Origin of the sequence: Pandoraea sp. LA3, from assembly GCF_022696215.1 — a bacterium.
Classification (GTDB): domain Bacteria; phylum Pseudomonadota; class Gammaproteobacteria; order Burkholderiales; family Burkholderiaceae; genus Pandoraea; species Pandoraea capi.
On the sequence record NZ_PTPY01000013.1, the window covers coordinates 1 to 24,012 of the forward strand.

The 24,012-nt window shown below is 63.9% G+C and carries 19 protein-coding genes; 15 read left to right on the top strand and 4 right to left on the bottom strand.

All coding sequences use genetic code 11. The features are described 5' to 3' along the window. The first annotated feature begins 654 nt into the window (after positions 1–654). Together C5N93_RS00595 and C5N93_RS00600 are read left to right on the top strand one after the other, a co-directional pair. On the top strand, positions 655–1,764 hold the full coding sequence (locus C5N93_RS00595; RefSeq protein WP_242557900.1) for a porin: 1,110 nt from the start codon (positions 655–657) through the stop codon (positions 1,762–1,764). A 106-nt stretch (positions 1,765–1,870) separates the two neighbouring features. Then, the gene (locus tag C5N93_RS00600; RefSeq protein WP_242557901.1) at positions 1,871–3,235 is read left to right on the top strand and encodes an MFS transporter; all 1,365 of its coding nucleotides are present in this window, start codon (positions 1,871–1,873) and stop codon (positions 3,233–3,235) included. A gap of 59 nt (positions 3,236–3,294) precedes the next feature. Here C5N93_RS00600 and C5N93_RS00605 read toward each other — a convergent pair whose 3' ends face one another. The 3 genes from C5N93_RS00605 to C5N93_RS00615 form a co-directional block, all read right to left on the bottom strand. Beyond that, positions 3,295–4,305, bottom strand: a complete 1,011-nt coding sequence (locus C5N93_RS00605) for an AraC family transcriptional regulator (protein WP_242557902.1) — start codon at positions 4,303–4,305, stop codon at positions 3,295–3,297. A 196-nt stretch (positions 4,306–4,501) separates the two neighbouring features. Continuing rightward, the gene (locus tag C5N93_RS00610) at positions 4,502–5,269 is read right to left on the bottom strand and encodes an SDR family NAD(P)-dependent oxidoreductase (RefSeq protein ID WP_150721734.1); all 768 of its coding nucleotides are present in this window, start codon (positions 5,267–5,269) and stop codon (positions 4,502–4,504) included. Between the two features lie 41 nt (positions 5,270–5,310). After that, on the bottom strand, positions 5,311–6,972 hold the full coding sequence (locus C5N93_RS00615; protein WP_242557903.1) for an acyl-CoA synthetase: 1,662 nt from the start codon (positions 6,970–6,972) through the stop codon (positions 5,311–5,313). 516 nt (positions 6,973–7,488) lie between these two features. Between C5N93_RS00615 and C5N93_RS00620 the strand changes: the two genes are divergently transcribed. From C5N93_RS00620 to C5N93_RS00630, 3 genes are all read left to right on the top strand, one after another. Continuing rightward, a complete protein-coding gene (locus C5N93_RS00620) occupies positions 7,489–8,622 on the top strand; it encodes an acyl-CoA dehydrogenase (protein WP_069343467.1) in 1,134 nt (377 codons plus the stop codon). A gap of 55 nt (positions 8,623–8,677) precedes the next feature. Next, entirely contained in the window at positions 8,678–9,931 is a 1,254-nt protein-coding gene (locus C5N93_RS00625) for an enoyl-CoA hydratase/isomerase family protein (RefSeq protein WP_242557904.1), read from the top strand. A gap of 91 nt (positions 9,932–10,022) precedes the next feature. Beyond that, positions 10,023–10,580, top strand: a complete 558-nt coding sequence (locus tag C5N93_RS00630) for a YggT family protein (protein ID WP_069343453.1) — start codon at positions 10,023–10,025, stop codon at positions 10,578–10,580. Here the strand turns inward: C5N93_RS00630 and C5N93_RS00635 are convergent. Next, positions 10,554–11,027, bottom strand: coding sequence for a hypothetical protein (locus C5N93_RS00635; protein ID WP_242557905.1), 474 nt, complete (start codon positions 11,025–11,027; stop codon positions 10,554–10,556). The two genes, C5N93_RS00630 and C5N93_RS00635, sit on opposite strands and share 27 nt — an antisense overlap. Positions 11,028–11,498: 471 nt before the next feature. Between C5N93_RS00635 and C5N93_RS00640 the strand changes: the two genes are divergently transcribed. The 10 genes from C5N93_RS00640 (at position 11,499) to C5N93_RS00685 (ending at position 23,721) form a co-directional block, all read left to right on the top strand. Beyond that, entirely contained in the window at positions 11,499–12,827 is a 1,329-nt protein-coding gene (locus C5N93_RS00640; protein ID WP_347403282.1) for a MurR/RpiR family transcriptional regulator, read from the top strand. Beyond that, a complete protein-coding gene (locus C5N93_RS00645) occupies positions 12,824–13,780 on the top strand; it encodes an isoaspartyl peptidase/L-asparaginase (protein WP_242557906.1) in 957 nt (318 codons plus the stop codon). The genes C5N93_RS00640 and C5N93_RS00645 overlap by 4 nt, the downstream gene beginning before the upstream one ends. A gap of 100 nt (positions 13,781–13,880) precedes the next feature. Beyond that, the gene (locus C5N93_RS00650) at positions 13,881–15,767 is read left to right on the top strand and encodes a dipeptide ABC transporter ATP-binding protein (protein WP_242557907.1); all 1,887 of its coding nucleotides are present in this window, start codon (positions 13,881–13,883) and stop codon (positions 15,765–15,767) included. 183 nt (positions 15,768–15,950) lie between these two features. Then, complete coding sequence (gene gsiB / locus C5N93_RS00655) at positions 15,951–17,510, top strand: glutathione ABC transporter substrate-binding protein GsiB (protein WP_069343449.1); 1,560 nt, start codon at positions 15,951–15,953, stop codon at positions 17,508–17,510. Between the two features lie 141 nt (positions 17,511–17,651). Beyond that, the gene (gene gsiC, locus C5N93_RS00660; protein WP_069343448.1) at positions 17,652–18,572 is read left to right on the top strand and encodes a glutathione ABC transporter permease GsiC; all 921 of its coding nucleotides are present in this window, start codon (positions 17,652–17,654) and stop codon (positions 18,570–18,572) included. Between the two features lie 10 nt (positions 18,573–18,582). Then, complete coding sequence (gene gsiD / locus C5N93_RS00665) at positions 18,583–19,497, top strand: glutathione ABC transporter permease GsiD (protein WP_242557908.1); 915 nt, start codon at positions 18,583–18,585, stop codon at positions 19,495–19,497. 20 nt (positions 19,498–19,517) lie between these two features. Next, positions 19,518–20,648, top strand: coding sequence for a P1 family peptidase (locus tag C5N93_RS00670; protein ID WP_242557909.1), 1,131 nt, complete (start codon positions 19,518–19,520; stop codon positions 20,646–20,648). A gap of 95 nt (positions 20,649–20,743) precedes the next feature. Next, positions 20,744–21,562, top strand: coding sequence for a M55 family metallopeptidase (locus C5N93_RS00675; protein WP_242557910.1), 819 nt, complete (start codon positions 20,744–20,746; stop codon positions 21,560–21,562). Positions 21,563–21,925: 363 nt separating this feature from the next. Continuing rightward, on the top strand, positions 21,926–22,849 hold the full coding sequence (locus tag C5N93_RS00680; RefSeq protein WP_242557911.1) for a DUF4118 domain-containing protein: 924 nt from the start codon (positions 21,926–21,928) through the stop codon (positions 22,847–22,849). A gap of 2 nt (positions 22,850–22,851) precedes the next feature. Then, positions 22,852–23,721: an alpha/beta fold hydrolase gene (locus tag C5N93_RS00685; RefSeq protein ID WP_150721743.1), complete on the top strand. Its 870-nt coding sequence runs from the start codon at positions 22,852–22,854 to the stop codon at positions 23,719–23,721. Positions 23,722–24,012: the final 291 nt, after the last annotated feature.

Sequence of the window (24,012 nt, forward strand, 5' to 3'; positions counted from 1 at the left end):
TATCGCCGCCACTCATGCCTCCCCAGTTGAACCATCGGTGTGCGTAGCCCACTGTTCTCTCGTCACTTCCGGGCAGCGCCGATACCCGGCCCCCTGACTCCGCTCCACTACCTTTAAGTCGCTACGTCAGGGGGCCGGCTATCGCCGCCACTCATGCCTCCCCAGTTGAACCATCGGTGTGCGCCGCCCGCTGTTCTCTCTTTACTTCCGGGCAGCGCCGATACCCGGCCCCCTGACTCCGCTCCACTACCTTTAAGTCGCTGCGTCAGGGGGCCGGCTATCGCCGCCACTCATATGCCCGGCCGCTTCTCCATGAATCGGCTGTCGCTTGCTTCGTCACTCGGTTCGGGTGTGTCGCCATGCCACTCGTCTGTTAACGAATGCCGTCGACCTCGGGGATCGAACGCGTCCTCAATTTTTTTCGCAGACGCGCGACACCTTTGTCATTAGCATCTGCGCAACATCAATAAGCGTTTACTTATTTTCTGCTTGTCTCACTGAAATCACTTCGCCATAATTGTCTCACCTATTAATCATTGTTTCATAGGCAAGACAATAACGATGCTTCGGCCGGAACGTCATGATGGACGTCAACCGTGCCGGCAAAGGGGCGACATAGCCCCGAAGCATCAGGGCGCATAACAGGAGTGGATGGTGAAGAGACGCAGTAAATGCGCCACCGGCCTTACGGTTGGTCTGGTCGGTCTGGCAGGTCTCGCATGCGCTGGCGCAGCACATGCCGCAGGCAATTCGTTGCAGATTTACGGAACGGTCGACGACGGCCTCACTTATGTGAGCAATCAGGGCGGTGGCCGCCTGTTCAAGATGGACGCGGGCATCGGGCAGCCTGACCGCTTTGGTCTTAAGGGGCGCGAGGACCTCGGTGGCGGTCTCGCCGCCGTCTTTCAACTGGAACAAGGTTTCAACACCAGCTCCGGCGCGCTGATCAATAGCGGCGTGGAGTGGAATCGTCAGGCCTGGGTCGGGCTGGCGAGCGATCGCTTCGGCACGGTGTCGATCGGTCACCAGACAGACTTCATGCAGGATGTCTCGATTCGCTATTCGAACGGCTTCTGGCAACACAATCTGTATGCCTATCACCCGGGCAACCTCGACAATCTGGCGAATTCGTCGCAGATCGATAATGCCGTGAAGTGGAACAGCACGAGTTTTCATGGTCTGACCGGTGGCCTGATGTACGGCTTCGCGGGCGGGAACGCGCAGGGCCGCACGGTCGGTGGCTACGTGAGGTACGACAACGGGCCGCTGTCGGTCGCCGCCACTTACGTAAGCATCAACAAGCGGACGTTCGATTTTTCTTCGCGCCTCGGCATTTCGTCGTTGTTCGGTCAGTCAGCCCTTTCCGCAACGAAGCTTTTCCAGTCGGATGCCGTGAACAACACCGGTATCGGCGCTTCGTATCGTCTCTCGTCGCGCTGGAACGTGCACGCGCTCTACACCCGCAGCGAAGTCCGCGCGCCCGGCGGCTCGGGCAACATGTTCAACTACGACGTCGGCACGGAGTACCGCGTGACAGAGGCGAACGCGCTCACGCTCGGCTATTCGTATTCGTCGTTCAATCACACGCACTACAACCAGATCGAAGCGGGCGACCTGTATTCGTTCTCGAAACGTACGCAATTGCAGGCACAAGTGACCTATATCGCCGCAACGGGTAACAACCACGCCGCGTCGTATCCGATCGGTGCGTCGAGCAATCACGATCAGATGTTGCTGCGCGTTGGGATGTATCACAGCTTTTAAGTCGCCAACTCACGGGCGCCAATGTCACAGATGGCCCCGTCGATGTCGGTGATGGCCGGTTTCCGGTGGCGACCCCGAGGCGCCACCGCACATTACGAGATGCAATATGTCAGTTCCTCTGCCCCCATCGTCTTCGTCCCCGCAGCGCCCGTCGCGGGTGCGCTACTGGATGCTTTTTCTGGTCTTCGTCGGTACGGTCATTAACTATGTGGACCGCGCCAATCTCTCGGTCGCGGCGCCGATGCTCAAGCAGGAGTTCGGTCTCGGCCCTGTCGAGCTGGGCTTCATTTTCTCTGCATACGCGTGGACGTATGTGATCGCGAACATCCCCGGCGGCTGGGTGATCGACCGCTTCGGCACGCGCGCCATCTATGGCGTGGCCATTCTCAGTTGGTCGGTGCTTACCTTCATGCAGGGCTTCACTTCACGCTTTGCCACGCTCTTCGGTATGCGACTCGGCGTGGGCGTGGCCGAAGCGCCGACGTTTCCGGTGAATAACCGGGTCGTCTCGGTCTGGTTCGCGCAGCGTGAGCGAGGTGTCGCGACCAGTGTCTATCTCGTCGGTCAGTACATCGGTATGGCCGCGCTCACACCGGTACTGTTCTGGATTGCCCATACCTGGGGCTGGCGCGAGATTTTCTATGCGACGGGCTTGCTTGGCATCGTCTGGGCCGGCGTGTGGTTCGCGGGGTATCGCGATCCCGATAAATGCCGGTGGGTGAACGCCGCCGAGCTTAACCATATTCGCAGCGGCGGAGCGCTCGTGGAAGCGAAGCCGCAAGCACTGGCGACGTCACAAAAGTTTCCGTGGCGCAAGCTGCTGGCGCTGTTCCGCAATCGTCAGATCATCGCGATCTGTGTGGGTAAGTTCGCCTCGCTGTCGTCGCTTTACTTTTTCCTGACGTGGTTCCCGACCTACCTGATCACCGAGCGTCACATGACGGTGCTCAAGGCGGGTGGCATGACGTCGGTGCCGTTCGTGGCCGCCTCCATCGGGGTTGTCTGCGGCGGTTTGCTCTCGGACTGGCTGCTGCGCCGAGGTGTCGCGGTCGGCACGGCGCGCAAGACGCCGATCGTCACCGGCCTGCTGCTCGTGCCGACGATGTCGCTTACCGTGCTCACCGATGCCAACTGGCTCGTCATCGCCATCATGTCGTTCGCCTTCTTCGCGCAAGGCGTGGCGTCGGCGTCGTGGTCGCTCGTCGCGGACATTGCGCCGAAGGGCATGGTCGGGATCACGGGGGGCGCGGTGAACTTCGCCGGCAACCTCTCGGGCATCATCACCCCCATCGCGATCGGCTTCATCGTGAAAGCGACGGGCTCGTTCGGTTGGGCGCTCGGCCTCATCAGCCTCTTCGCGATTGCCGGCGTGCTGTGCTATCTGTTGCTGCTCGGTGAAGTCAAACGTATCGAACTCGATGACGACGATGACGAGCGCAGCACCGTCGGTGCCAAAGCGCGGACGGCCTGAGTTACGACGGCGGGTCGCAATCGAAGGACCGCCGCGCAACGATTTCCGCGAGTCCGGTGTCAGGCTTCTGCGGCCTGACGCCGGTAATCGCCGGGCCGTGCTCCCGTCCATTTCCTGAATGCACGGAAGAAGGCGCTGGGGTCGGCAAATCCCAACGACAGGGCGATTTCCAGCATCGGCTTCGACGTGTGGCACAGCGCGTGAATGGCGAGATCGCGTCGCAACTGGTCCTTGATCGACTGATACGATTGGCCCTCATCCTCAAGCCGCCGACGCAACGTCGACGGCGTGGTGTGGAATTCACCCGCCAGCGTTTCGAACGCCGGCCAGCTATCCGTCGGCATGGTCTTCAGACGTCGACGCACGCGTGCCACCATCCCCTTTGTGTTCTTGTACTTGAGGATGATGTTGCCGGGCGCGGCGCGCAGGAAGTCTTTCACGCTGACTTCGTTCTGCACGACAGGCAAATCAAGACACGCCCCGTCGAATTCGATGGCGGTGCGATCAGCATTGAAGACCAGCCGTGCCGAATACATCGTGCGGTACTCGTCGCTATACACCGGTTCCTCGAACGCGAAGTACGCCGTGCTCAGCGTGACGCGTCGCGCGATCAGCCAGCAAGTGAGCGCATAGAACAGGATCAGTAGCGTTTCATGACCGAAGATGCGCGGGGCTTGTGCGTCTGCGCGCTCATGGACTTCCAGCCGGGCGAGGGCGTCATCGCGCACCAGATGCATCTCCAGATCGTCGAGCAGCAGGCCGAAGAAACGCGAGGCGCGCTGCAATGCCTGCTCCAGCGTGCGGCACGCGACGACGCTGTGGCAGAGCATCGCAAAGCTGCCCACTTTCATGCGACGCGAATCCTGACCGAAGAACTCGTCGTCCAGCGCGAGGCTGATGAGCCGCCACAGATGCGCATATCGATCGGCCGACACGCGGCCTTGCGGGTGCGTCAACAGCGAAGGCGCAATGTCGGCGGCCCGCAGTAATGCCGTCGGATCGCCGCCGAGTCGTTCGACGTGCGCCAATGCGTTAATCACGAAATGTATCGAAATGCTGCCTTTTTCCATGCGTCGCGAATCGGAACCGGTGTAAAGCCGTAGCAGGGGGACGCAGGAATTCTAGCAGTGCGGCCCCTGATGGCGCTTCCGGTGCCGTCCGAAAAACGGATCGGCGTATTCCGAATTCGCGGATGACGTCGCTCGGCGCGGTGCGGCGACGTCGTTCGCAGTGGAGGTTTCGTTGCCGGTCGACACCGGCGAAGTTTTACTTCGGCGCCATGCGCAGCGCGCCGTCGAGGCGAATGACTTCGCCGTTGATCATGGTGTTCTCGACGATATGACGCACCAGCGCCGCATATTCGGACGGGCGTCCGAGACGCGGCGGGAATGGCACCGACGCCCCCAGCGCGGCCTGAACTTCCGGCGTCATGCCGGCCATCATCGGGGTCTCGAAGATGCCCGGGGCAATGGTCACGACGCGCACGCCCACACGTGCCAGCTCGCGCGCGGCAGGCAGCGTCAATGCCGCAACCCCGCCTTTCGATGCGGCGTAGGCGGCCTGCCCGATCTGCCCATCGAACGCGGCGACCGACGCCGTGTTCACGATCACGCCGCGCTCGCCTTCGGCGTCGGCTGTGCCTTCTGCCATCGCCGATGCCGCAATGCGCAGCACGTTGAATGTGCCGATCAGATTGACGTTGACGATGCGTGCGAAGCTCTCGAGGCGATGCGGCCCCTGCTTGCCGAGAATCCGTTCCCCAATGACAAGCCCTGCGCAATTGACGACGCCATTGAGTCCGCCGAAGGCGCTCCCGGCCGTGTCGACGAGACGCTGTACGTCGTCTTCGCGGGTGATGTCGGTGGCGACGAAGCGCGTGGCATCCCCCAGGGCATCGGCCTGAGCGGCCCCGGCTTCGGCGTTGATGTCGCCGAGCACGACCCGGGCGCCGGCGTCGACGAGCATGCGTGCCGTGGCGGCGCCGAGACCCGACGACGCGCCGGTGACGAGAAAGACGCGATCCTTGATTTGCATGAGTGGCGTGTCCTGAAAAGGCGATAAAAGTGAAGGCGTGCTCAGGCGGCGATCGCCGGTGCGGGCGCCGCTTTGGCGATTTCCTGATTACGCAGGATGAAGCGCTGGAGCTTGCCGCTCGGTGTCTTGGGTAATTCGGTCACGAATTCGATTTCGCGTGGATACGCGTGAGTGGAAAGTCGATGACGAACGTGCTCCTGCAATTGGCGAGCGAGGGCGTCCGATGCCGCGAACTGTGCGTGCAACACGACGAACGCCTTGACGATTTCCGTACGCTCCGGGTCCGGCTTGCCGATCACGGCGGTTTCGATCACGGCCGGATGCTCGATCAAGGCACTCTCGACGTCAAACGGTCCGATGCGGTAGCCCGACGACGTGATCACGTCGTCATTGCGGCCGACGAAGCTGATGCTGCCGTCGGCGTTGCGCTCGACCGTGTCGCCGGAAAGGTAGTAATTCCCCACGAATGCAGGCGTCTCGCGTTCCCAGTAGCCGCCGAACCACATCAGCGGCGACTGGGTACGATCCAGCGCAAGCACGCCGGGCTCGCCGACGGCGCACTCGCGACCGTCGTCGTCGAGCACCACGACGCGATGACCCGGAGACGCAAAACCCGCCGCACCGGCCTGGATCGGATGGCCGAGCGCATGGTGATTGCATACGACCATGCCGAGTTCCGTCTGGCCGTAATGATCATGGATGGTCACGTCGAGGTGCTCGGCAAACCAGCGAATGACTTCCGGGTTGAGCGGCTCACCTGCGCTGGAAACGGCGCGCAACTGTCCTTTGACCGGTGCGGCAGCCTTGTCGCCACCGGCGATCAGCAGACGGAACGCGGTGGGCGATCCGGCCAGATTGGTGATCCCGAGCTTCTTGATGACGCGATAGGTGCTTTCGACGTTGAACGGGCCGTCGTAGAACGTGGTGGGAATGCCCATCGCGAGCGGCCCGGTGACCGCGTAATACAAGCCGTAAGCCCAGCCCGGGTCGGCGATGTTCCAGAACGTATCGGTCGGCCGCAGATCGACCGCGTCGCGCATGTAGCCCACGAACGCCATGATGGCGCGCAGCGGTACCGCGACCGGCTTGGCCGCGCCCGTCGTGCCCGACGTGAACATCATCAGGAACGGGTCGTCGGCACGGCGCATGACCGGCGCGAACTCGGCACCGTGCTGTTCGACCTCATGCCAGAAGCTGAAGTCGCTGCGGCGTACGCCTTCGCCGCGCGGCCCGCTGACGGTCACGACCGGCGGGCAGTGCTCCACTTCGTCGAGCTTGCTGCGGTTCGTGGCGTCGGTTATCACGAGCTTGCTCTGGGCACTTTGCAGACGATGCTCGATGGCCTTCGGGCCGAACGCGGTGAAGAGCGGCTGATAAACCGCGCCTGCCCGCCACGTGCCGAGGATCGTGATCAGCAACTCCGGGGTGCGCGGCAGCAGGCCGCTCACGCGGTCGCCGGGCTGCACGCCCTGTTCGCGCAGGAAGTTGGCAAAACGGGCGGAAAGCGCCTGCAAGTGCTTGAATGTCCAGGTCTGGCTCGTGCCGTCTTTTCCCTCCCAGAAGAGGGCGATGCGCCCGGGAAGCGCATGACGGTCGCAGCACTCGACGCAGGCATTCATCGCGTCGAGGTTGCCGTCGAGCGTGGCACGTACCGTGGCGTCGAGGTCGAACGTCTCGTAGGCTTGGGCGTAATCCGCAGTCATGGGTTGTCTCCTGTAGTCGGATGCCGGCCGACGGCGCGCCTAAGATGCAAAGACCTCGAAAGGCATTGGGCACTCGGCGCGCGATGTCGGCCGCTCCCCGGCGCCGTCTATAAGGAACCTCGGACGCGGCGCTCATGGGCAAGGGCGAAAATCATCCTAATGCGGGGCGTCGGCGGCAGGCAATGTCCAAACGGTTCAGAGTTCGTGAGGGATTTATCCACTCCGCAGATAGGGTATTTCGCGGTGCAGCAGAGTGTTCGGGCACGTTGTTGGATGTCGGGGGAGCGGCGCGGCCCGCACCAGCAAGGGTTTGTCCTGATCCGAATACAGACGATTCCGATGGCAATTCCGCTCATCCAATTTGCCGTTTTTGGCTATGGTGCCAACGCGCTGCGATCCCTACACTGGATCCATCGACAGGCACAGATGTCGGCGACGCTCGCCGGTGCATTCCTACCGTGTCCGATCGGGTTCGAGGTGATTGGGGTCGACGAGATAACGACGCAGGAGACAGATATGGATTTCTATACCGAAGACCAACGCATGATCCGCGACATGGCGCGTGCGTTTTCCTCCGAGCAGTTGGCGCCGAACGCTGCGCAATGGGATCGCGAGTGCGCGCTGCCCGACGCGATGGTCGCGCAGATGGGCGACCTCGGCCTGCTCGGCATGATGGTGCCTGAGCAATACGGCGGGTCCTACACCGACTACACGGCGTACGCGCTCGCGATGGAGGAAATTGCGGCAGGCTGTGCTTCGACGGCGACGATGATGTCCGTCCATAACTCGGTCGGGTGTGCGCCGATTCTGAAATTCGGTACGGACGCACAGCGTGAGCGCTGGTTGCCCGATCTGGCGGCCGGCAAGAAGATCGGCGCATTCTGTCTGACCGAGCCGCAGGCCGGGTCGGAAGCCAACAACCTGCGAACGCGTGCGGAGCGTCGCGGCGACAAGTGGGTGCTCAACGGTAACAAGCAGTTCGTGACGAACGGCAAGCGCGCTGCGGTGGCCATCGTTTTCGCCGTCACGGACCCTGCGGCGGGCAAGCGCGGTATTTCGGCATTCATCGTACCGACGGACACGCCGGGTTTCGAAGTCGGCCATCCCGAACACAAGCTCGGCATCCGCGCGTCGGACACCTGTCCGATCACGCTTGTCGATTGCGAGGTCGGCGACGAGGCCATGCTCGGTGAGCCGGGGCAGGGGCTGAAGATTGCGCTGTCCAATCTCGAGGGGGGGCGCATCGGGATCGCGGCACTCGCGCTCGGTGTGGCGCGGGCCGCGTTCGAGGCCGCCCTGCAATATGCGAATGAGCGTCAGCAGTTCGGCAAACCGATTCGGGAGCATCAGAGCATTGCGAACATGCTGGCCGACATGACGACGCGCATCAATGCGGCACGCTTCCTGATTCTTCACGCCGCAGCGCTTCGCACACAGGGGCTGCCGTGCCTGTCCGAAGCGTCGCAGGCAAAGCTCTTTGCCTCCGAACTGGCCGAGTGGGTCTGTACCCACGCGATCCAGATCCATGGCGGCTATGGCTACCTCGAAGATTACCCGGTCGAGCGCCACTATCGCGACGCGCGCATCACGCAAATCTACGAAGGCACCAGCGAGATTCAGCGGCAAGTCATTGCCCGCGCGCTGGACTGACGGCGCGGGCGCACGGTTTGACGACTGCCGATCGTTGCGATCAGGAGGAGAAAGGGTGAGCTTGCAAAAGAGCGGTATCGATATACGCGAAACGCACGACAGGCACGACGTGCACGACAGGCATAGCCCACGCGACGCACGCGATGCCCACGACGCCGGAGAAGAAGTCCTGTTCGACGTGATCAACGGATTCGGGGTGATCACGCTCAATCGTCCCAAGGCGCTTAATGCCATTACGCATGGCATGGTGCGCGCGATGTGGCGGCAACTCAATGCGTGGGTCGACGATCCCGCGGTGCGTGCGGTGCTGGTCGAAGGGGCAGGGGAGAAGGCGTTTTGCGCCGGTGGCGATGTCCGCGCGCTCTACGAAAGCCGGATAAGCAACGCGAACCACCATCAGGCATTCTTCATCGACGAATACCGGCTCGATTTCCTGATCCACCGATATCCGAAGCCGTATATCGCGCTGCTCGACGGCATTGTCATGGGCGGCGGCATGGGCATCGCACAGGGCGCAGCGTTGCGGATCGTGACCGACCGGACACGGTTGGCGATGCCTGAGACCGGGATCGGCCTGTTCCCTGACGTGGGTGCCAGTTGGTTCCTTGGTCATCTGGCCCCCACGCTCGCCCGATATCTTGGACTGTCCGGGGTGACGATCACGGCCGCCGACGCGCTGTACTGCGGGCTGGCGGACGTCTGGCTGGAAGGCGATGCCCCGGCGCAACTGCGCGAGATGTTGCACCGTTTCGAATGGCCGGACGACATGCCGGACAGCGCGGATCGCTCGATGCCTCACACTGGCAAGCGAATCGCCGGCGGCAACACGCAAAACACCGCCGACCTGCTGGCATCGCTTCGTGCCGCCCTCGTGCCGCTGGGCCGCACATGGACCGACGCCGCGCCGCTCTCCCGTGTCAGAGCCACGCTGGACAGACACTTCAGCGCATTGGACGTGCCGGGCATCGTGGCATCACTGGGAAGTGATACCGACAATGCATGGTCTGCCGAGACACTCGCGCTCTTGAAGCAGCGTTCGCCGCTCAGTCTGTGCGTCACTGACCGGCAATTGCAGACAGGTCGCCGTCTGGATCTGGCCGATGCCTTTCGCATGGAGTTGGTGCTGGGGTATCACGCGTTCGCATCGGGTGATTTCGTCGAAGGCGTTCGCGCACTGCTGATCGACAAGGACAAGCAACCCCGGTGGCGCTACGCCGCGCTCGCCGACGTGCCGGCGGCGCAGGTCGACGCCTTCTTCGTGAGTCCATGGCCGCAAGGCGCGCATCCGTTGGAGGACCTCGGGAGATAAGCCAACAAGACGACACGCAGGGATTGAACTCGGGCAAACGCATGCGACAATGCCGATCTTGCGGGGCACCGCACAATCCGTTGGAGTCCAGATGCTCGTCGAAATCGCCCGCCTGCTGCTAGATCTTGTTTTCTCGCTATTCGGCGCTTTGTTGTTATTGCGTGTGTGGATGCAGGCGACCCGGCTGCCCCCGCGAAATCCGCTCTCCCAAGGGGTGTTTCAGTTCACCAACTGGATCGTGTTGCCGTTGCGGCGCGTTGTGCCGGGCGTGGGCGGCATCGACTGGGCGTGCGTGATCGGCGCATGGCTGGCCGCCATTCTCTATCTGGTGCTGATCACTGCGGTGGTCGGGGTGTCGCCGGTCACGGTGTTCCCGCGTGGCTTGCTGGTCGCGCTGGTGCTGGTGGCCAAGTGGGGCGCCAATCTGGTGATGTGGCTGACGCTGCTCATGGCGGTGCTGTCGTGGGTGAATCCGCGTGCCACCGCAATGCCGATTCTTCAGCACCTGCTCGATCCGCTGCTGCGCCCCATTCGCCGCGTCATCCCGATGGTGGGCGGTTTCGACCTGTCGCCGTTGGGGCTGTTCCTGCTGATGCAGATTCTGCTGATCGTGCTCGCGCGCTTAAGCCTCTTCTTCGCGATGCTCTGATTGCGCTGACGTCGTTTCCGGGGAGCGAATCCCCGAAGCATCCGCAGGCAGCGATGCTGCCTGCTGCATATCGATCGGCCGCGACACGTCGCGGCCGATTTGCATCGTAGCGACAGTTCGACTTCCAGTGGCGGACGCTGCCACATCGGCCGCCGAACGCCCACCTTCCATTCGCGCGGTCTCAAGCCGCGGGCGTTGCGCTGGCGCGATCGTCAGGTGCGGCGCTTGCGCGCGCTCGCCGCCCGAGCGTTCCAGTCCCAGACGACGCAATACTCGGTGACCGTCTTCGGTCACGCTCACTTTGGTGTGTCCCTCGTCCACCGCCACATGGACCAGACGCGCTTGCTCCAGCGCGGCGAGATCGGGCGGTTCGAGGGCATCGGCATCGATGGGGCCAAGCGAGGCGGCCGCCAGCAACAGCGTGGCGATTTCATGCGGACTCAGCATGGTCAGGCTCCTTGAGGCGAATAGCTTTCACGTCGACGTCGTCAGGGTAAGGGGCAGATGTAAGCCCCTGACTACGCCATGTTTACTGCACGTTACGACTCGCCTCCGACCTAGCCTCCCCAGGCGGTCCTGCCACTCTCGCGTGGCTGTCCAGTGAATCTGCTGCCTGTCTGATCAATGACATCCAATGACTTCGCCGACCGGACAAAAAACACCGGGGCGATGTCACCGTACTTCAGCATCGGATCGCAAAGCCTCCGGCAAGTTCGTGCATTCGGGTTTCCCCTAGTATGCCCGTTTTTTGCGTACGACGGGGACCGAACCCCCTTGTTTTGACGGGGTTTGCGGGGTGTGTAAGGGAAATGCGATGTCGATGGCAGACCGCTCGGCAGCATTTGAACTATTTTTTTTCTTTTGACGGGGTGCTGATGAAAATATACTTTCCTTCACTCCGAAGGATGACTGCGATCCATGACTGACGCCGACTCGTTGCCCGCCGACTTGCCGCTCACCGAGCGCATCGTGCGAGCCATGCCCGAACTGACGCCTGCGCAACAGCGCATGGCGGCGTTCGTGCTCGACAACACGTTTCGCGCGGCCACCATGCGTATCGACGAATTTGCCGACGCGGTCGGCGTCTCGCTGGCGACCGTCAATCGCTTTGCCCGCGCGCTGGGCTTCGATGGCTATCCGCAATGCCGCGCGGCGATGGTGCGCGGTTACGAAGCGACGCTCGCGCCGATCGAGAGTCTGCGCACGAGCAAGGCGCAGGCAAGCGCCAGTGCCGATGTGATGGCGGCGTCGCTGGCGCAGGCCATCGAGAACCTGGACTGGACACGTCGGGCGCTCGATGCCGGTACCTGCGAACGCGCCGTCGAGTCGATCTTGCAGGCGCATCGCATCTACGTGCTAGGCCTCGGCGCGAGTGGCTACCTTGCGGGCCTGCTTCACCACGGCCTCGATCCATATTGCGAGAACGTGCAATCGGTCGTCGGGGCGGGCGGGTCGACGCATGCCGCACGTCAGTTGTTCAAGCTGCGCGAGGGGGATCTGGTGATCGCCCTCGGTTTCCCGCGTTACGTGTCCGACACCGTGACACTGTGCCGCCGCCTGCGCGGTCGCGGCGTATCCGTGATGGTGCTCACCGACAGCCCCACGTCGCCATTGGCGCCGTTGGGCGATATCGTGATCTTCGTGCGGAGCAAACCGCGCCTGTCGAGCAACTCCGAAGCGAGTGTGCTGGCCATGATCGATGCGATTTGCGATGCCGTTGCGCAACGCGCCAAACACGCCGTAGATCGCGCGACCGAACTGACCGACTTCCTGCTGCCGTGGCTTGACTCTGCGTCGTTGACACTGCCGAATGCGCCCGCCAATGCCCCGGCCGGCGCCGCAACACCGGTGATGCGGCGTGCCGCAGCATCACAGCACGCCGCGAGCGCTGCCGCGACGAAGACCGCCGCCGTCGCGACCCCGCTGCCCGGCGCGCTGCCCGAAGCGCTGGGCGCCACGCTGACGCAGGCGTTGGCCAAAACGGCCAACAAAACGCATCCCGAGCCGCTGGATACCGCGCTGACCGACGCCATCGTCGGGGCAACCGCCAGCACGCTGGGAGCGCCGGGTTCGGCTCGCGCAAACCCCGCGAGCCCCATGCATCTACCGAATCATTCGAACGCGCCGGCGGCACCCCGCAACGCCGGTCGTTCCGCCACCTCGGCCGCCGCCGCCACCAGCGTTAGCACCGGCACCTCGTCCGGCGCGGTGACGGGCGGCAACGAAAGAAAGGACAAAGCCTCATGAGTCATGCCCAACGTGCCGTCATCGCCATTCACGGCGGCGCCGGAACGATCAGCCGCGACACGTCGCCCGAAGAACTCAAGGCGTATCACGAGGCATTGGCCGACGTGCTGCGCGCCGGACAGGCCGTGCTCGCCGCCGGCGGCTCCGCGCTCGACGCCGTGACCGAAGCCGTGCGTCATCTCGAAGATTGCCCTCGCTTTAATGCCGGTCGTGGCGCCGTGTTCACGCACGAAGGCACGCACGAACTCGACGCCGCGATCATGAACGGCACCACGCTCGACGCGGGTGCCATCGCTTGCGTCCATCGCGTGCGCAACCCGATTCTGGCCGCGCGTTCGGTGCTCGAACACAGCCCCCACGTACTGCTCGTGGGTGAAGGCGCCGAAGCGTTCGCTGCGGCGAGCGGCGCCGAGCTGGTCGAGCCCGAGTACTTCTTCACCGAAGCGCGCTATGCCCAGTTGCAGCGTGCGCTCGCCAGCGCGGCCGTCTCGCTCGATCACGACATGCCGCTCAAGAAAGAGCCCATCGACCCGGACACGAAGTTCGGCACGGTCGGCGCGGTTGCCTGCGATATGCACGGTCACATTGCTGCGGCCACGTCGACGGGCGGGATGACGAACAAGGCCGTCGGCCGCGTGGGCGATTCGCCGCTCATCGGCGCGGGCTGCTATGCCAACGACGCGACCGCCGCCGTCTCCGCGACGGGCACGGGCGAAGCCTTCATTCGTGCGGTCGCCTGCTACGAAGTCGGTGCATTGATGGCCTACGCGGGGCTTTCGCTGAAAGACGCCGCCGAGCGTGTCATTCAGGATCGTCTGCCGCGAGTGAATGGCCGTGGTGGTCTGATCGCGGTGGATGCGCAAGGCAACGTGGCGCTGCCGTTCAATACCGAAGGGATGTATCGCGGCGTGGCCCGTGTGGGCGAAACGCCGGTGACGGCCATTCACGAGTAAGACCGAACGTCCCGGGATGCTCGGGCAAGACGGCGCGAGGCCATACCCGGCACCGTGCACCAGTACCAGATTCAGCAAGTGAAGATTAGCGAGGACAGGCGTGGCTGAGCGTAAGACAACCCCTACGATTTCGTTGCCCGACGAGCGCGTGCTCGACGTGAGCGGCATTACCGTGCAGTTCGCGACGTCCGAGCGCGTGGTCACGGCCGTGCGCGATCTGTCCTTCCATGTCGACCGTGGCGAGACGCTCGCCATCGTGGGCGAATCGGGCTCGGGCAAATCGGTGACCTCGCTCGCGGCCATGCGTCTCGTCGAGAACGGCGGCGGGCGCATCACCGAGGGCTCGATGGTCATGCGTCGCCGCAACGGCAAGCTCGTCGACCTCACGCGCGCCAGCGGCCGCACCATGCGCAGCATTCGCGGCGCGGACATGGCGATGATCTTCCAGGAGCCGATGACCTCGCTCAACCCGGTCTTCCCGGTGGGGGAGCAGATTGCCGAATCCATCCGCCTGCATCAGGGCAAGGATGTTGCCGCCGCGCGCGCCGAGGCGCTGCGCATGCTCGAACTCGTGCGGATTCCGGAAGCGAAGCGTGTGCTGGGCCGTTTCCCGCACCAGCTTTCGGGCGGCATGCGTCAGCGCGTGATGATCGCCATGGCGCTGTCCTGCAAGCCGGGCCTGTTGATTGCCGACGAGCCGACCACCGCGCTCGACGTGACGATTCAGGCGCAGATCCTGCAACTGATTCGCGCATTGCAAGACGAGATGCACATGGGTGTCGTGTTCATCACCCACGACATGGGCGTGGTCGCCGAGGTCGCCGACCGCGTGCTCGTGATGCATCGCGGCGACAAGGTGGAAGAGGGCCGCTCGGCGGAAATTTTCGCTGCCCCGCGCGAACGCTACACGCAGGCGCTGCTCTCGGCAGTGCCGCGTCTCGGTTCGATGCAGGGTACCGACCTGCCGGCGCGCTTCCCGCTGTTGCGCTACGACGCCCCGGCAGATGCCAAGCCCGTCGCCGAAACCCCGCAACCGACGGTCAAGACGGAGGCTGGTCCGATCCTGCGAGTGAAGGATCTCGTCGCGCGCTTCGACGTACCGTCCGGATTCTTCGGCCGTGTGAAGCAGCGCGTGCACGCCGTCGAGCGGGTGAGTTTCGATCTCTATCCCGGCGAGACGCTGGGCCTCGTGGGCGAATCCGGTTGCGGCAAGTCGACGACCGGTCGTGCGCTGTTGCGTCTGGTCGCCAGTCAGGGCGGCTCCATCGAGTTCGGCGGCAAGCCGATTCACGATCTTGCCGGTCGCGCCTTGCAGACGTTGCGCCGCGATATCCAGTTCATCTTCCAGGACCCGTTTGCCTCGCTCGACCCGCGTCTGACTGTGGGTTTCTCGATCATGGAGCCGCTGCTGGTGCACGGCGTGGCGAGCGGCGCGGAAGCCGAGAAGCGCGTGGCCGAACTGCTCGAACGCGTGGGCCTGCCGGCCGACTACGCGCAGCGCTACCCGCACGAGTTCTCGGGCGGGCAGCGTCAACGCATCGCCATCGCCCGCGCACTGGCGCTCAAGCCGAAGGTCGTGATCGCCGACGAATCCGTCTCGGCGCTCGACGTCTCCGTGCAGGCGCAGATCATCAACCTGATGCTCGATCTGCAAAAGGAGTTCGGCATCGCGTTCCTGTTCATCTCGCACGACATGGCGGTCGTGGAGCGGATCAGCCACCGCGTGGCGGTGATGTTCCTCGGGCAGATCGTCGAGATCGGCCCGCGTCGCGCGATCTTCGAAAACCCGCAGCATCCTTATACGAAGAAGCTGATGTCGGCGGTGCCGATTGCCGACCCGGCGCGTCGTCATGCCAAGCGGGAATTGTTGACGGAAGAGATTCCGAGCCCGATCCGCGCAATCGGCGACGAACCGCAGGTGCAGCCGCTCGTGGAAGTCGGCGCAGGGCACTTCGTGGCGCGTCATCGCGTGGCCGGCGCTTATTGAGGATCGATTGATCTGTCGATGCCACGTCCGGCACCGGATTTCGCATTCCCCGTGGACTCGCGTCCCCGGCAGTTTCAGGCAGTACCCAAGTTGCACGTCTCGTTGTAGCCATAATGCCCGCCAAGTGGCGCAGTCGAAGGACTGGCCCGCGGCGACCCCGTCAGACCAGAAGGAGAAAGACAGATGTCGAAAAACGTTTTGTTGGGCGCTCGCTGGAAAACCGCGCTCGCGTCCGTCGCTGTGGCGTCCGCCGTGTTCGGTGCAGCCCCGGCGTTCGCCGCCAAGGATGTCGTGATGGCCGTGCAGTCGACCTTCACGACGATGGATCCGTACGACGCCAACGACACGCTGTCGCAAGCGGTCGCGAAGTCGTTCTACGAAGGCATGTTCGGTTTCGACAAGGACATGAAGCTCGTGAACGTGCTGGCCGACAGCTACACGGTCTCGCCGGACGGCCTCGTCTACACAATCAAGCTCAAGTCGGGCGTGAAGTTCCAGGACGGCACGACCTTCGACGCTGCCGCCGTGAAGGCGAACTTCGACCGCGTGACGAACCCGGACAACAAGCTCAAGCGCTACAACCTGTACAAGGAAATCGCCAAGACGGAAGCGGTCGATGCGCACACGGTGAAGTTCACGCTCAAGGAGGCGTTCTCGCCGTTCATCAACACGCTGGCGCACCCGTCGGCCGTGATCATCTCGCCGGAAGCCCTGAAGAAGTACGGCAAGGACATCGCCTCGCACCCGGTCGGCACGGGCCCGTTCGAGTTCGTCGAATGGAACCGCACCGACTACGTGAAGGTGAAGAAGTTCGACGGCTACTGGAAGAAGGGCTATCCGAAGGTCGACACGATCACCTTCAAGCCGGTGGTGGACAACAACACGCGTGCGGCCGTCATGCAGACGGGCGAAGCGGGTTTTGCCTTCCCGGTGCCGTATGAGCAGGCCGACGGCCTGAAGGCCAGCGGCAAGGTCGACGTGATCGCCGGTCCGTCGATCATCCAGCGCTACGTGAGCTTCAACACGAAGCAGAAGCCGTTCGACGACGTGCGTGTGCGTCAGGCCATCAACTACGCCATCAACAAGGAAGCGCTGGTGAAGGTGGCCTTCGCGGGCTACGCCACCCCGGCCGACGGTGTGGTGCCGAAGGGTGTGGACTACGCGGTCAAGACCGGCCCGTGGCCGTATAACCCGGCCAAGGCGAAGGAACTGCTCAAGGAAGCCGGTTACCCGAACGGTTTCGAGACCACGCTGTGGTCGGCCTACACGTACACCACCGCGCAGAAGGTGATCCAGTTCGTGCAGCAGCAACTGGCGCAGGTCGGCATCAAGGCGCAAGTGCGCGCGCTCGAAGCCGGTCAGCGTGTCGAGCTGGTCGAATCGGCCCCGGATCCCGACAAGGCGCCGGTGCGCATGTACTACGTGGGCTGGTCGTCGTCGACGGGCGAAGCCGACTGGGCGCTGCGCCCGCTGCTGGGCTCGGAGTCGTTCCCGCCGAAGCTCTTCAACACCGCCTACTACAAGAACGAGGCCGTTGACGCCGACTTCAACAAGGCGCTGCTGACGACCGATCGTGCAGAGAAGACCAAGCTGTACACGGACGCCCAGCAGAAGATCTGGAACGATGCGCCGTGGGCGTTCCTCGTGACGGAGAAGCTGCTGTACGCACGTAACAAGAACCTGTCGGGCGTGTACACGATGCCTGACGGCTCGTTCAACTTCACCGATATCTCGATGAAGTAATCGCCGGACCCATCGCGCCCCCGTCATTGGTCGGGGGACGGCGATGGCCTGCGAGTGTGATGTTCCCCGCGCCGCCGGCTCCGTCCGACGGCGCGGTCTACCGCAAGACATGGTTTAGGCAAGACGTTCGGCAAGACTGCGATGCTCAATTACTTTCTCAAACGCCTGCTCGGCCTGATCCCCACGCTGCTGATCGTGGCAGTGCTGGTGTTCGGCTTCGTGCACATGTTGCCGGGCGATCCGGCGCGTCTGGCGGCCGGTCCCCAGGCGGACGAGGCGACCGTGGCGCTGGTGCGCCAGGATCTCGGCCTCGACAAGCCGCTGCTGACCCAGTTCACGACCTTCATCACGCACGCGGTGCGCGGCGACTTCGGTCTGTCGATGCGCAGCAAGCAACCGGTCTCGGAGGAAATCTCCAGCCGCTTCATGCCGACGCTGTGGCTCACGCTGGTGAGCATGATCTGGTCGGTGGTGATCGGCATGGGGCTCGGTGTGGCGTCTGCCGTCTGGCGCAACCGCTGGCCCGACCGGCTCGGCATGACCTTCGCGGTCTCGGGCATCTCGTTCCCTGCGTTCGCGCTGGGCATGTTGCTGATGCAGATTTTCTCGGTGCAGCTAGGCTGGCTGCCGACTATCGGCGCCGATTCGTGGAAGAGCTACATCCTGCCCTCGATCACGCTGGGCGCGGCGGTGGCCGCCGTGATGGCCCGCTTCACACGCTCGGCGTTCGTCGAAGTGCTGCACGAAGACTTCGTGCGCACGGCCCGCGCCAAGGGGCTCAACGAAATGCGCGTGGTGTTCAAGCACGCGCTGCGCAACGCCATGATCCCCGTCGTCACGATGATGGGGTTGCAGTTCGGCTTTCTGCTCGGCGGCTCGATCGTCGTCGAGGTGGTATTCAACTGGCCCGGACTCGGACGCCTGCTGATCGACTCGGTCGAGATGCGCGACTATCCGGTGATTCAGGCGCTGGTGCTGTTGTTCTCGCTTGAGTTCATTCTGATCAACCTCGTGGTCGACGTGCTGTACGCCGTCATCAACCCGACCATTCGCTACAAGTGAGGCACGCATCATGAGCGCAAGCCAACCGACAACCCAACCGACGACGGCCACTGCGGCGGCCGCCGGCGGCAATCGCGTGCGCACGCCGTGGCGCGAATTCTGGCGCAAATTCAAGAAGCAGCACATCGCGATGGTCGCAGGCGCCTTCGTGCTGGTGCTGGTCGTCATTGCGATCCTCGCGCCGCACCTCGTGCCGTTCGATCCGGAGAACTTCTTCGACTACGACGCCCTGAACGCCGGGCCGTCTGCGAAGCACTGGTTCGGCGTGGATTCGCTCGGACGCGACATCTTCAGCCGTGTGCTCGCGGGCACGCGCATCTCGCTGGCCGCCGGCTTCGGCTCCGTGGCCCTCGGCGCGGTGATCGGCACGGTGCTGGGCCTGCTGGCGGGTTACTACGAAGGCTGGTGGGACCGCATCGTCATGCGTATCTCCGACGTGCTGTTCGCCTTCCCGGGCATTCTGCTCGCCATCGGCGTGGTGGCCGTGCTGGGTAACGGCATGATCAACGTGATCGTGGCCGTGGCCATCTTCTCGATTCCGGCGTTTGCGCGGCTCGTGCGCGGCAACACGCTGGTGCTCAAGCATCTGACGTATATCGAGGCGGCGCGCTCCATCGGGGCGTCGGACTGGACGATCATCATGCGGCACCTTCTGCCCGGCACGGTGTCGTCCATTGTCGTGTACTTCTCGATGCGTATCGGTACGTCGATCATCACGGCAGCGAGTCTGTCGTTCCTCGGGCTTGGCGCGCAACCGCCGACGGCGGAGTGGGGCGCGATGCTCAACGAAGCGCGTGCCGACATGGTCAACGCGCCGCACATCGCCATATTCCCGAGCCTGGCCATTTTTCTGACCGTGCTCGCTTTCAATCTGCTCGGCGACGGCCTGCGCGACGCGCTCGATCCGAAGCTCGACCGGCATTGATGACCCCGCAGGAGCGCGAAATGATCCCCCCGTCAGACTTTCGCGAAGCCTCGTTCGGCGCCCCCCACGTCGGGCTGCTGCCCGCCGGGCCGCGCGATGCCATCTCGGACGTGCCGGGTGTTTTCGTCGGACACGTGACGCTCGCCGACGGACCGGTCCAAACGGGCGTCACTGTCGTCTGTCCGACGCCCGCCACGACGATGGATCCCGGCGGCGCGGCCCCCGGGGCGTCGGCGCCCAGCACGCAATGGGATCCGTTTCGTACCAAGATTCCTGCGGGTGCTGCGGTCATCAACGGCTTCGGCAAGAGCGTGGGGCTGATGCAGATCGACGAACTGGGCGTCGTCGAAGCGCCGCTGGCGCTCACCAATACCTTCTCCGTCAGCCATGTCGTACTCGGTCAGCTACGCGCGGCCATTGCGGCGAATCCGGGCATCGGGCGGGGCGCGCCCTCGCTGAACCCCACGGTGTTCGAGTGCAACGATGGCTATCTGAACGACATGCAGGCGTTCGCCGTCACCGAAGCGGATTACGCGCAGGCGCTGGCGAGCGCATCGTCCGACTTTGCGCAGGGCGCGGTCGGTGCCGGACGCGGCATGTCCAGCTTCGGACTGAAGGGGGGCATCGGCTCCGCGTCGCGGGTCGTGGAAACGGCCGGGGCCACGTTCACGGTCGGCGTGCTGGTGCTCTCCAACTTCGGCCGCCCGTCACAACTGACGATTGCCGGGCGTCACGTCGGGCCGGTGCTCGACGAACGCCTCGCGCAGCCTGAGCAAAGCGCGGCGCCCGAGCGCGGCTCGATCATCATGCTCGTGGCCACCGACGCGCCGCTCGACGCGCGGCAGTTGCGCCGTGTCGCCACGCGTACCGGCGCAGGACTGGCGCGCACCGGTTCCGTCTACGGTCACGGCAGCGGCGACGTTGCCCTTGCATTCACCACCGGCTACACCGTAAGTCACGACGCGATGGGGCGGGTGGCGCCTGCGGCGCTGGTCCCCGACGCATTGCTCGACCCCATTTTTCAGGCGACGGCCGACGCCACCGAGCAGGCCATTCTGCACGCGCTGTTCGCAGCCGAGTCCGTGCTCGGGCGCGACGGTCATGTGCGGCGCTCGCTCGCCGACGTGCTGCCTGACTGGGCGGCGCTGTAACCGGGGGCTGCGATCGGGCGCCGCCACCGTCTGCCCCGTCAGCGCCGGCATGACGCCGCGCCCGCAGCCCCTTACGACTCTATCGACACGACACTATGCGAATTCTGATCTCCACCGATATCGAAGGCGTCGCGGGCGTCTTCCACCCCGAACAGACACGCGCCGGTAACGGCGAGTACGAACGCGCGCGCCGCTGGATGACGCGCGAAGCCAACGCCGCCGTCGAAGGTGCCTTCGCAGGCGGGGCGACCGAAGTGATGGTCAACGACTCGCACGGCGGCTTTCGTAACCTGTTGCCGGACGAACTCGATCCGCGCGCGCGTCTGGTGCTGGGCAAGCCGCGCTATCTCGGCATGGTCGCCGGGGTGGAAGCCGGGTGCGACGCGCTCTTCATGATCGGCTATCACGGCAAAGCCCAGAGCGCGGGCATTCTGGCGCACACGATCAACAGCTTCGCCTTCGCCCGCGTATGGCTGGGTGGCGTGGAGGCGAGCGAGGCCATGCTGTATGGGGCGCTCGCCGGTGAGCGGGGCGTGCCGATGGTCATGGCCAGCGGCGACGACGTCTTCTGCGAAGAAACGCAGTTGATCTTCCCCTCCGCCCATTTCGTGCAGACGAAGGCGGCGTGGGGGCAGGGCAGCGGCATGACGCTCAGCCCGTCGCAATCATGCGACCTGATCCGCGAGGCCGCGAAGACGTCGCTCGAAGACTCGCGCAAATGGCATACGTACAAGGTCGAAACCCCGGTCGAAGTGCGTCTGCAAGCCCAGAGCACGGCGCTCGCCGACCTGTTCTGCCAGTGGCCGACGCTCGAACGTGTGGACGGTGTCACCCTGCAATACGTCGCACCGAGCGTGGAGGCAGCCGTTCGGGTGCTCAACTGCCTGTCCGCCATGTCGTTCATGCTGCGCTGAGCCGGATTCGTGGCCGCTCGCGAGCGCCCGATGAGGCGCTGAAATCGGCCGCAAGACGGACTCTTGACCCTGCAAACGCGTGCCGAACCCCGCCAAAAGGGCTCCGTAACCTGTTGGTTTGCGGGGTTTTGTCGAGTTTTGTCACCGGTATTTCCCTGTCAACCGATCCGGCACCGCCCGCTGAGCCGCGCCAGTGCTGGATCTGCGTTTTCCATGTTGTTGCGGCGCGACTTTCTCAGGGTTCACAGCGCCAAAACGTCAAGGTCGGACGTGCGATAATCCGTAATATTTTGTAACAGCAGCACCGCACTATGGGTGCCGTAACGGTTTATTGAGCGTCGGCAGCGAAGTCGGCGGTGAATCATGGATATCAGAAACGCCCGACGTTGGGCGGAGCCCGGCGCGAAACGCTACGTCGGCGCACTCATGGTGGTACTTGCTGCGTTTCTTGTTCGCAGCCTCCTGCATCCGGTGCTCGATCACGCGATGCCGGGTGTCTTTTTCGTCTGCGCGGCCATCATCGTCGAATTCACCTGGGGGCTGGGACCGGCCATCATGGCGATGATCGTGAGCATCCCGATTTTCGACTTCTTCTTCGTGCCGCCGTTTCGCGACATCGCGGAGCTCGATCGTCGGGACGTGCTGATCGTTACGGGCTTCATGCTCATCACGCCGTTGGCGGTGGCCCTCATCGAGCGCCTGCGTCGCGCGCAGTACCGCGCCGAGCTTCTCGCGGAAGTCGCCCAGACGCGTTACGAAATGCTGCTGCGCGCCGAGAACGAGCGCATGGTGCTGTCGGATTCGGTGCAGTTGGGCAATGCGCTCATGACCTATCTGACGAAACACCTCGACTCGATCTTTTATCTGGCCAACCCGGCCACGCACTACCAGTTCATCGACGAGCATTTCCGTCGCGAGACGGGCGTGTCGCCGGATGTCGTCCAGCGTGACGGGTTGCGTGCGTTATTGCACCCGGAAGATGCGCAACGTCTGGCGGGGTTGTTCTCGGCGGAAGGCGAGCCGCCGCCGCCGGGCGCCTACAACCTGCGGGTGCGCATGCACGATGGCGACTTCGACATGATTCACTGCGAGTTGCAGCACTTCCGCGCTCATGTCGGCACGTATGTGATCCTGCGTCTGCATGCGGGGCCGACGGTGCGCCCGGTGAATACGGTCACGCCGTTGCATGCGGTCGTACCGGCCAGTGCCTCTAATACGTCTTCCACGGCCAACGCGGCCGACAAGCTTGAAGTTACGCAGACGCCTGGCGTCTGTGGCGGGGTTTGATCATGTTTCAACAAGACATCTTCTACAAAGGCGGCGAGCATGCCGTGCTGCTGCTGCCGGGGCTCTCGAGCACGCCGCTCGAAATGCGTCCGGTCGCCAAGGCGCTGCATCGCGACGGCTACACCGTGTCGGTGCCGCACATCGAGGGTTACGGCCTCGGCGCGCCGTGCACCCACTGGCGCGAATGGATCGCCGCGGCGCGCGTGAAATACCGCGAACTGCGCGATACCCATCAGACCGTATCGCTGTGCGGCCTGAGCATGGGCGCGACGCTCGCGCTCGCGGTGGCCGAAGAGGAGCCCGATGTCGCGGCCATCTCGGTGCTGGCTGTCACGCTGGTGTACGACGGCTGGACCATTCCGTTGGCGTATCCGCTGCTCGATTTGCTGTACCACCTGCCGTTCGGCCATCGCTATCGCTATTACGAGAAGGCGCCGTTCGGGTTGAAGAACGAAGCGTTGCGCGCCCGGGTGCAGAAGTCGATGTCGCTGCACGACGCCTCCGAGATCGGTTCGGCGTCGCTGCCCATCGCGCACTTGTACAACGCGCGCCGGCTCGCCTCTCACGTGCGCAACCGGCTCGATCGCGTCACGGCAGACTGCCTGATCGTGCATGCGGTGGACGACGATACGGCCAGCCCGCACAACGCGCGTATCGTCTACCAGGGCGTGTCGTCCGACGTGAAGCAGAAGTGCCTGCTTGGTGAGAGCTATCACATCCTGACGATGGATAACGAACGCGAGACCGTCGCCGACGAGACGCGCCGCTTCTTCCGCGACGCCGTCGCGCGTCGCACCGGCGGCGCCACATCCGAAACACGCATCATCTCCAAGGCGCTGTTGCGCGCCAGGCGTCGTCAGGTCGCTGCCTGAACGGTGCATCTCCAGGGGCGAGGGCGGGCGGCATGTCGCCAGCCCCACACCCCGTCTTCCAATGACGTTTTATCGTGGTCGTACGGTCGCGAAAGAACGTCGTTCGTACCCCTAAATTCTCATCCTGTGCGAACGATATCGGTATCCGGTCGCCTGACGTCGGCCTGATATCTGACGGCCCTGTGAGCCGCGCCGGTATTGGTGCACACGATGTCATCAAACTGCCATCGATGGCCGGTTAAGGTCTGGGTTTTCCGATCCAGACGTCGATCCGATCACGCTCGGGACGGC

Excerpts from the sequence above, each read along its gene's own strand:
- C5N93_RS00675 (WP_242557910.1), top strand. The coding sequence starts at position 20,744 with ATGCGAATTCTGATCTCCACCGATATCGAAGGCGTCGCGGGCGTCTTC.
- C5N93_RS00630 (WP_069343453.1), top strand. The coding sequence starts at position 10,023 with ATGCTCGTCGAAATCGCCCGCCTGCTGCTAGATCTTGTTTTCTCGCTA.
- C5N93_RS00610 (WP_150721734.1), bottom strand. The coding sequence starts at position 5,269 with ATGCAAATCAAGGATCGCGTCTTTCTCGTCACCGGCGCGTCGTCGGGT.
- gsiC (WP_069343448.1), top strand. The coding sequence starts at position 17,652 with ATGCTCAATTACTTTCTCAAACGCCTGCTCGGCCTGATCCCCACGCTG.
- gsiD (WP_242557908.1), top strand. The coding sequence starts at position 18,583 with ATGAGCGCAAGCCAACCGACAACCCAACCGACGACGGCCACTGCGGCG.
- C5N93_RS00680 (WP_242557911.1), top strand. The coding sequence starts at position 21,926 with ATGGATATCAGAAACGCCCGACGTTGGGCGGAGCCCGGCGCGAAACGC.
- C5N93_RS00600 (WP_242557901.1), top strand. The coding sequence starts at position 1,871 with ATGTCAGTTCCTCTGCCCCCATCGTCTTCGTCCCCGCAGCGCCCGTCG.
- C5N93_RS00620 (WP_069343467.1), top strand. The coding sequence starts at position 7,489 with ATGGATTTCTATACCGAAGACCAACGCATGATCCGCGACATGGCGCGT.
- gsiB (WP_069343449.1), top strand. The coding sequence starts at position 15,951 with ATGTCGAAAAACGTTTTGTTGGGCGCTCGCTGGAAAACCGCGCTCGCG.
- C5N93_RS00670 (WP_242557909.1), top strand. The coding sequence starts at position 19,518 with ATGATCCCCCCGTCAGACTTTCGCGAAGCCTCGTTCGGCGCCCCCCAC.
- C5N93_RS00685 (WP_150721743.1), top strand. The coding sequence starts at position 22,852 with ATGTTTCAACAAGACATCTTCTACAAAGGCGGCGAGCATGCCGTGCTG.
- C5N93_RS00605 (WP_242557902.1), bottom strand. The coding sequence starts at position 4,305 with ATGGAAAAAGGCAGCATTTCGATACATTTCGTGATTAACGCATTGGCG.
- C5N93_RS00635 (WP_242557905.1), bottom strand. The coding sequence starts at position 11,027 with ATGCTGAGTCCGCATGAAATCGCCACGCTGTTGCTGGCGGCCGCCTCG.
- C5N93_RS00640 (WP_347403282.1), top strand. The coding sequence starts at position 11,499 with ATGACTGACGCCGACTCGTTGCCCGCCGACTTGCCGCTCACCGAGCGC.
- C5N93_RS00645 (WP_242557906.1), top strand. The coding sequence starts at position 12,824 with ATGAGTCATGCCCAACGTGCCGTCATCGCCATTCACGGCGGCGCCGGA.
- C5N93_RS00615 (WP_242557903.1), bottom strand. The coding sequence starts at position 6,972 with ATGACTGCGGATTACGCCCAAGCCTACGAGACGTTCGACCTCGACGCC.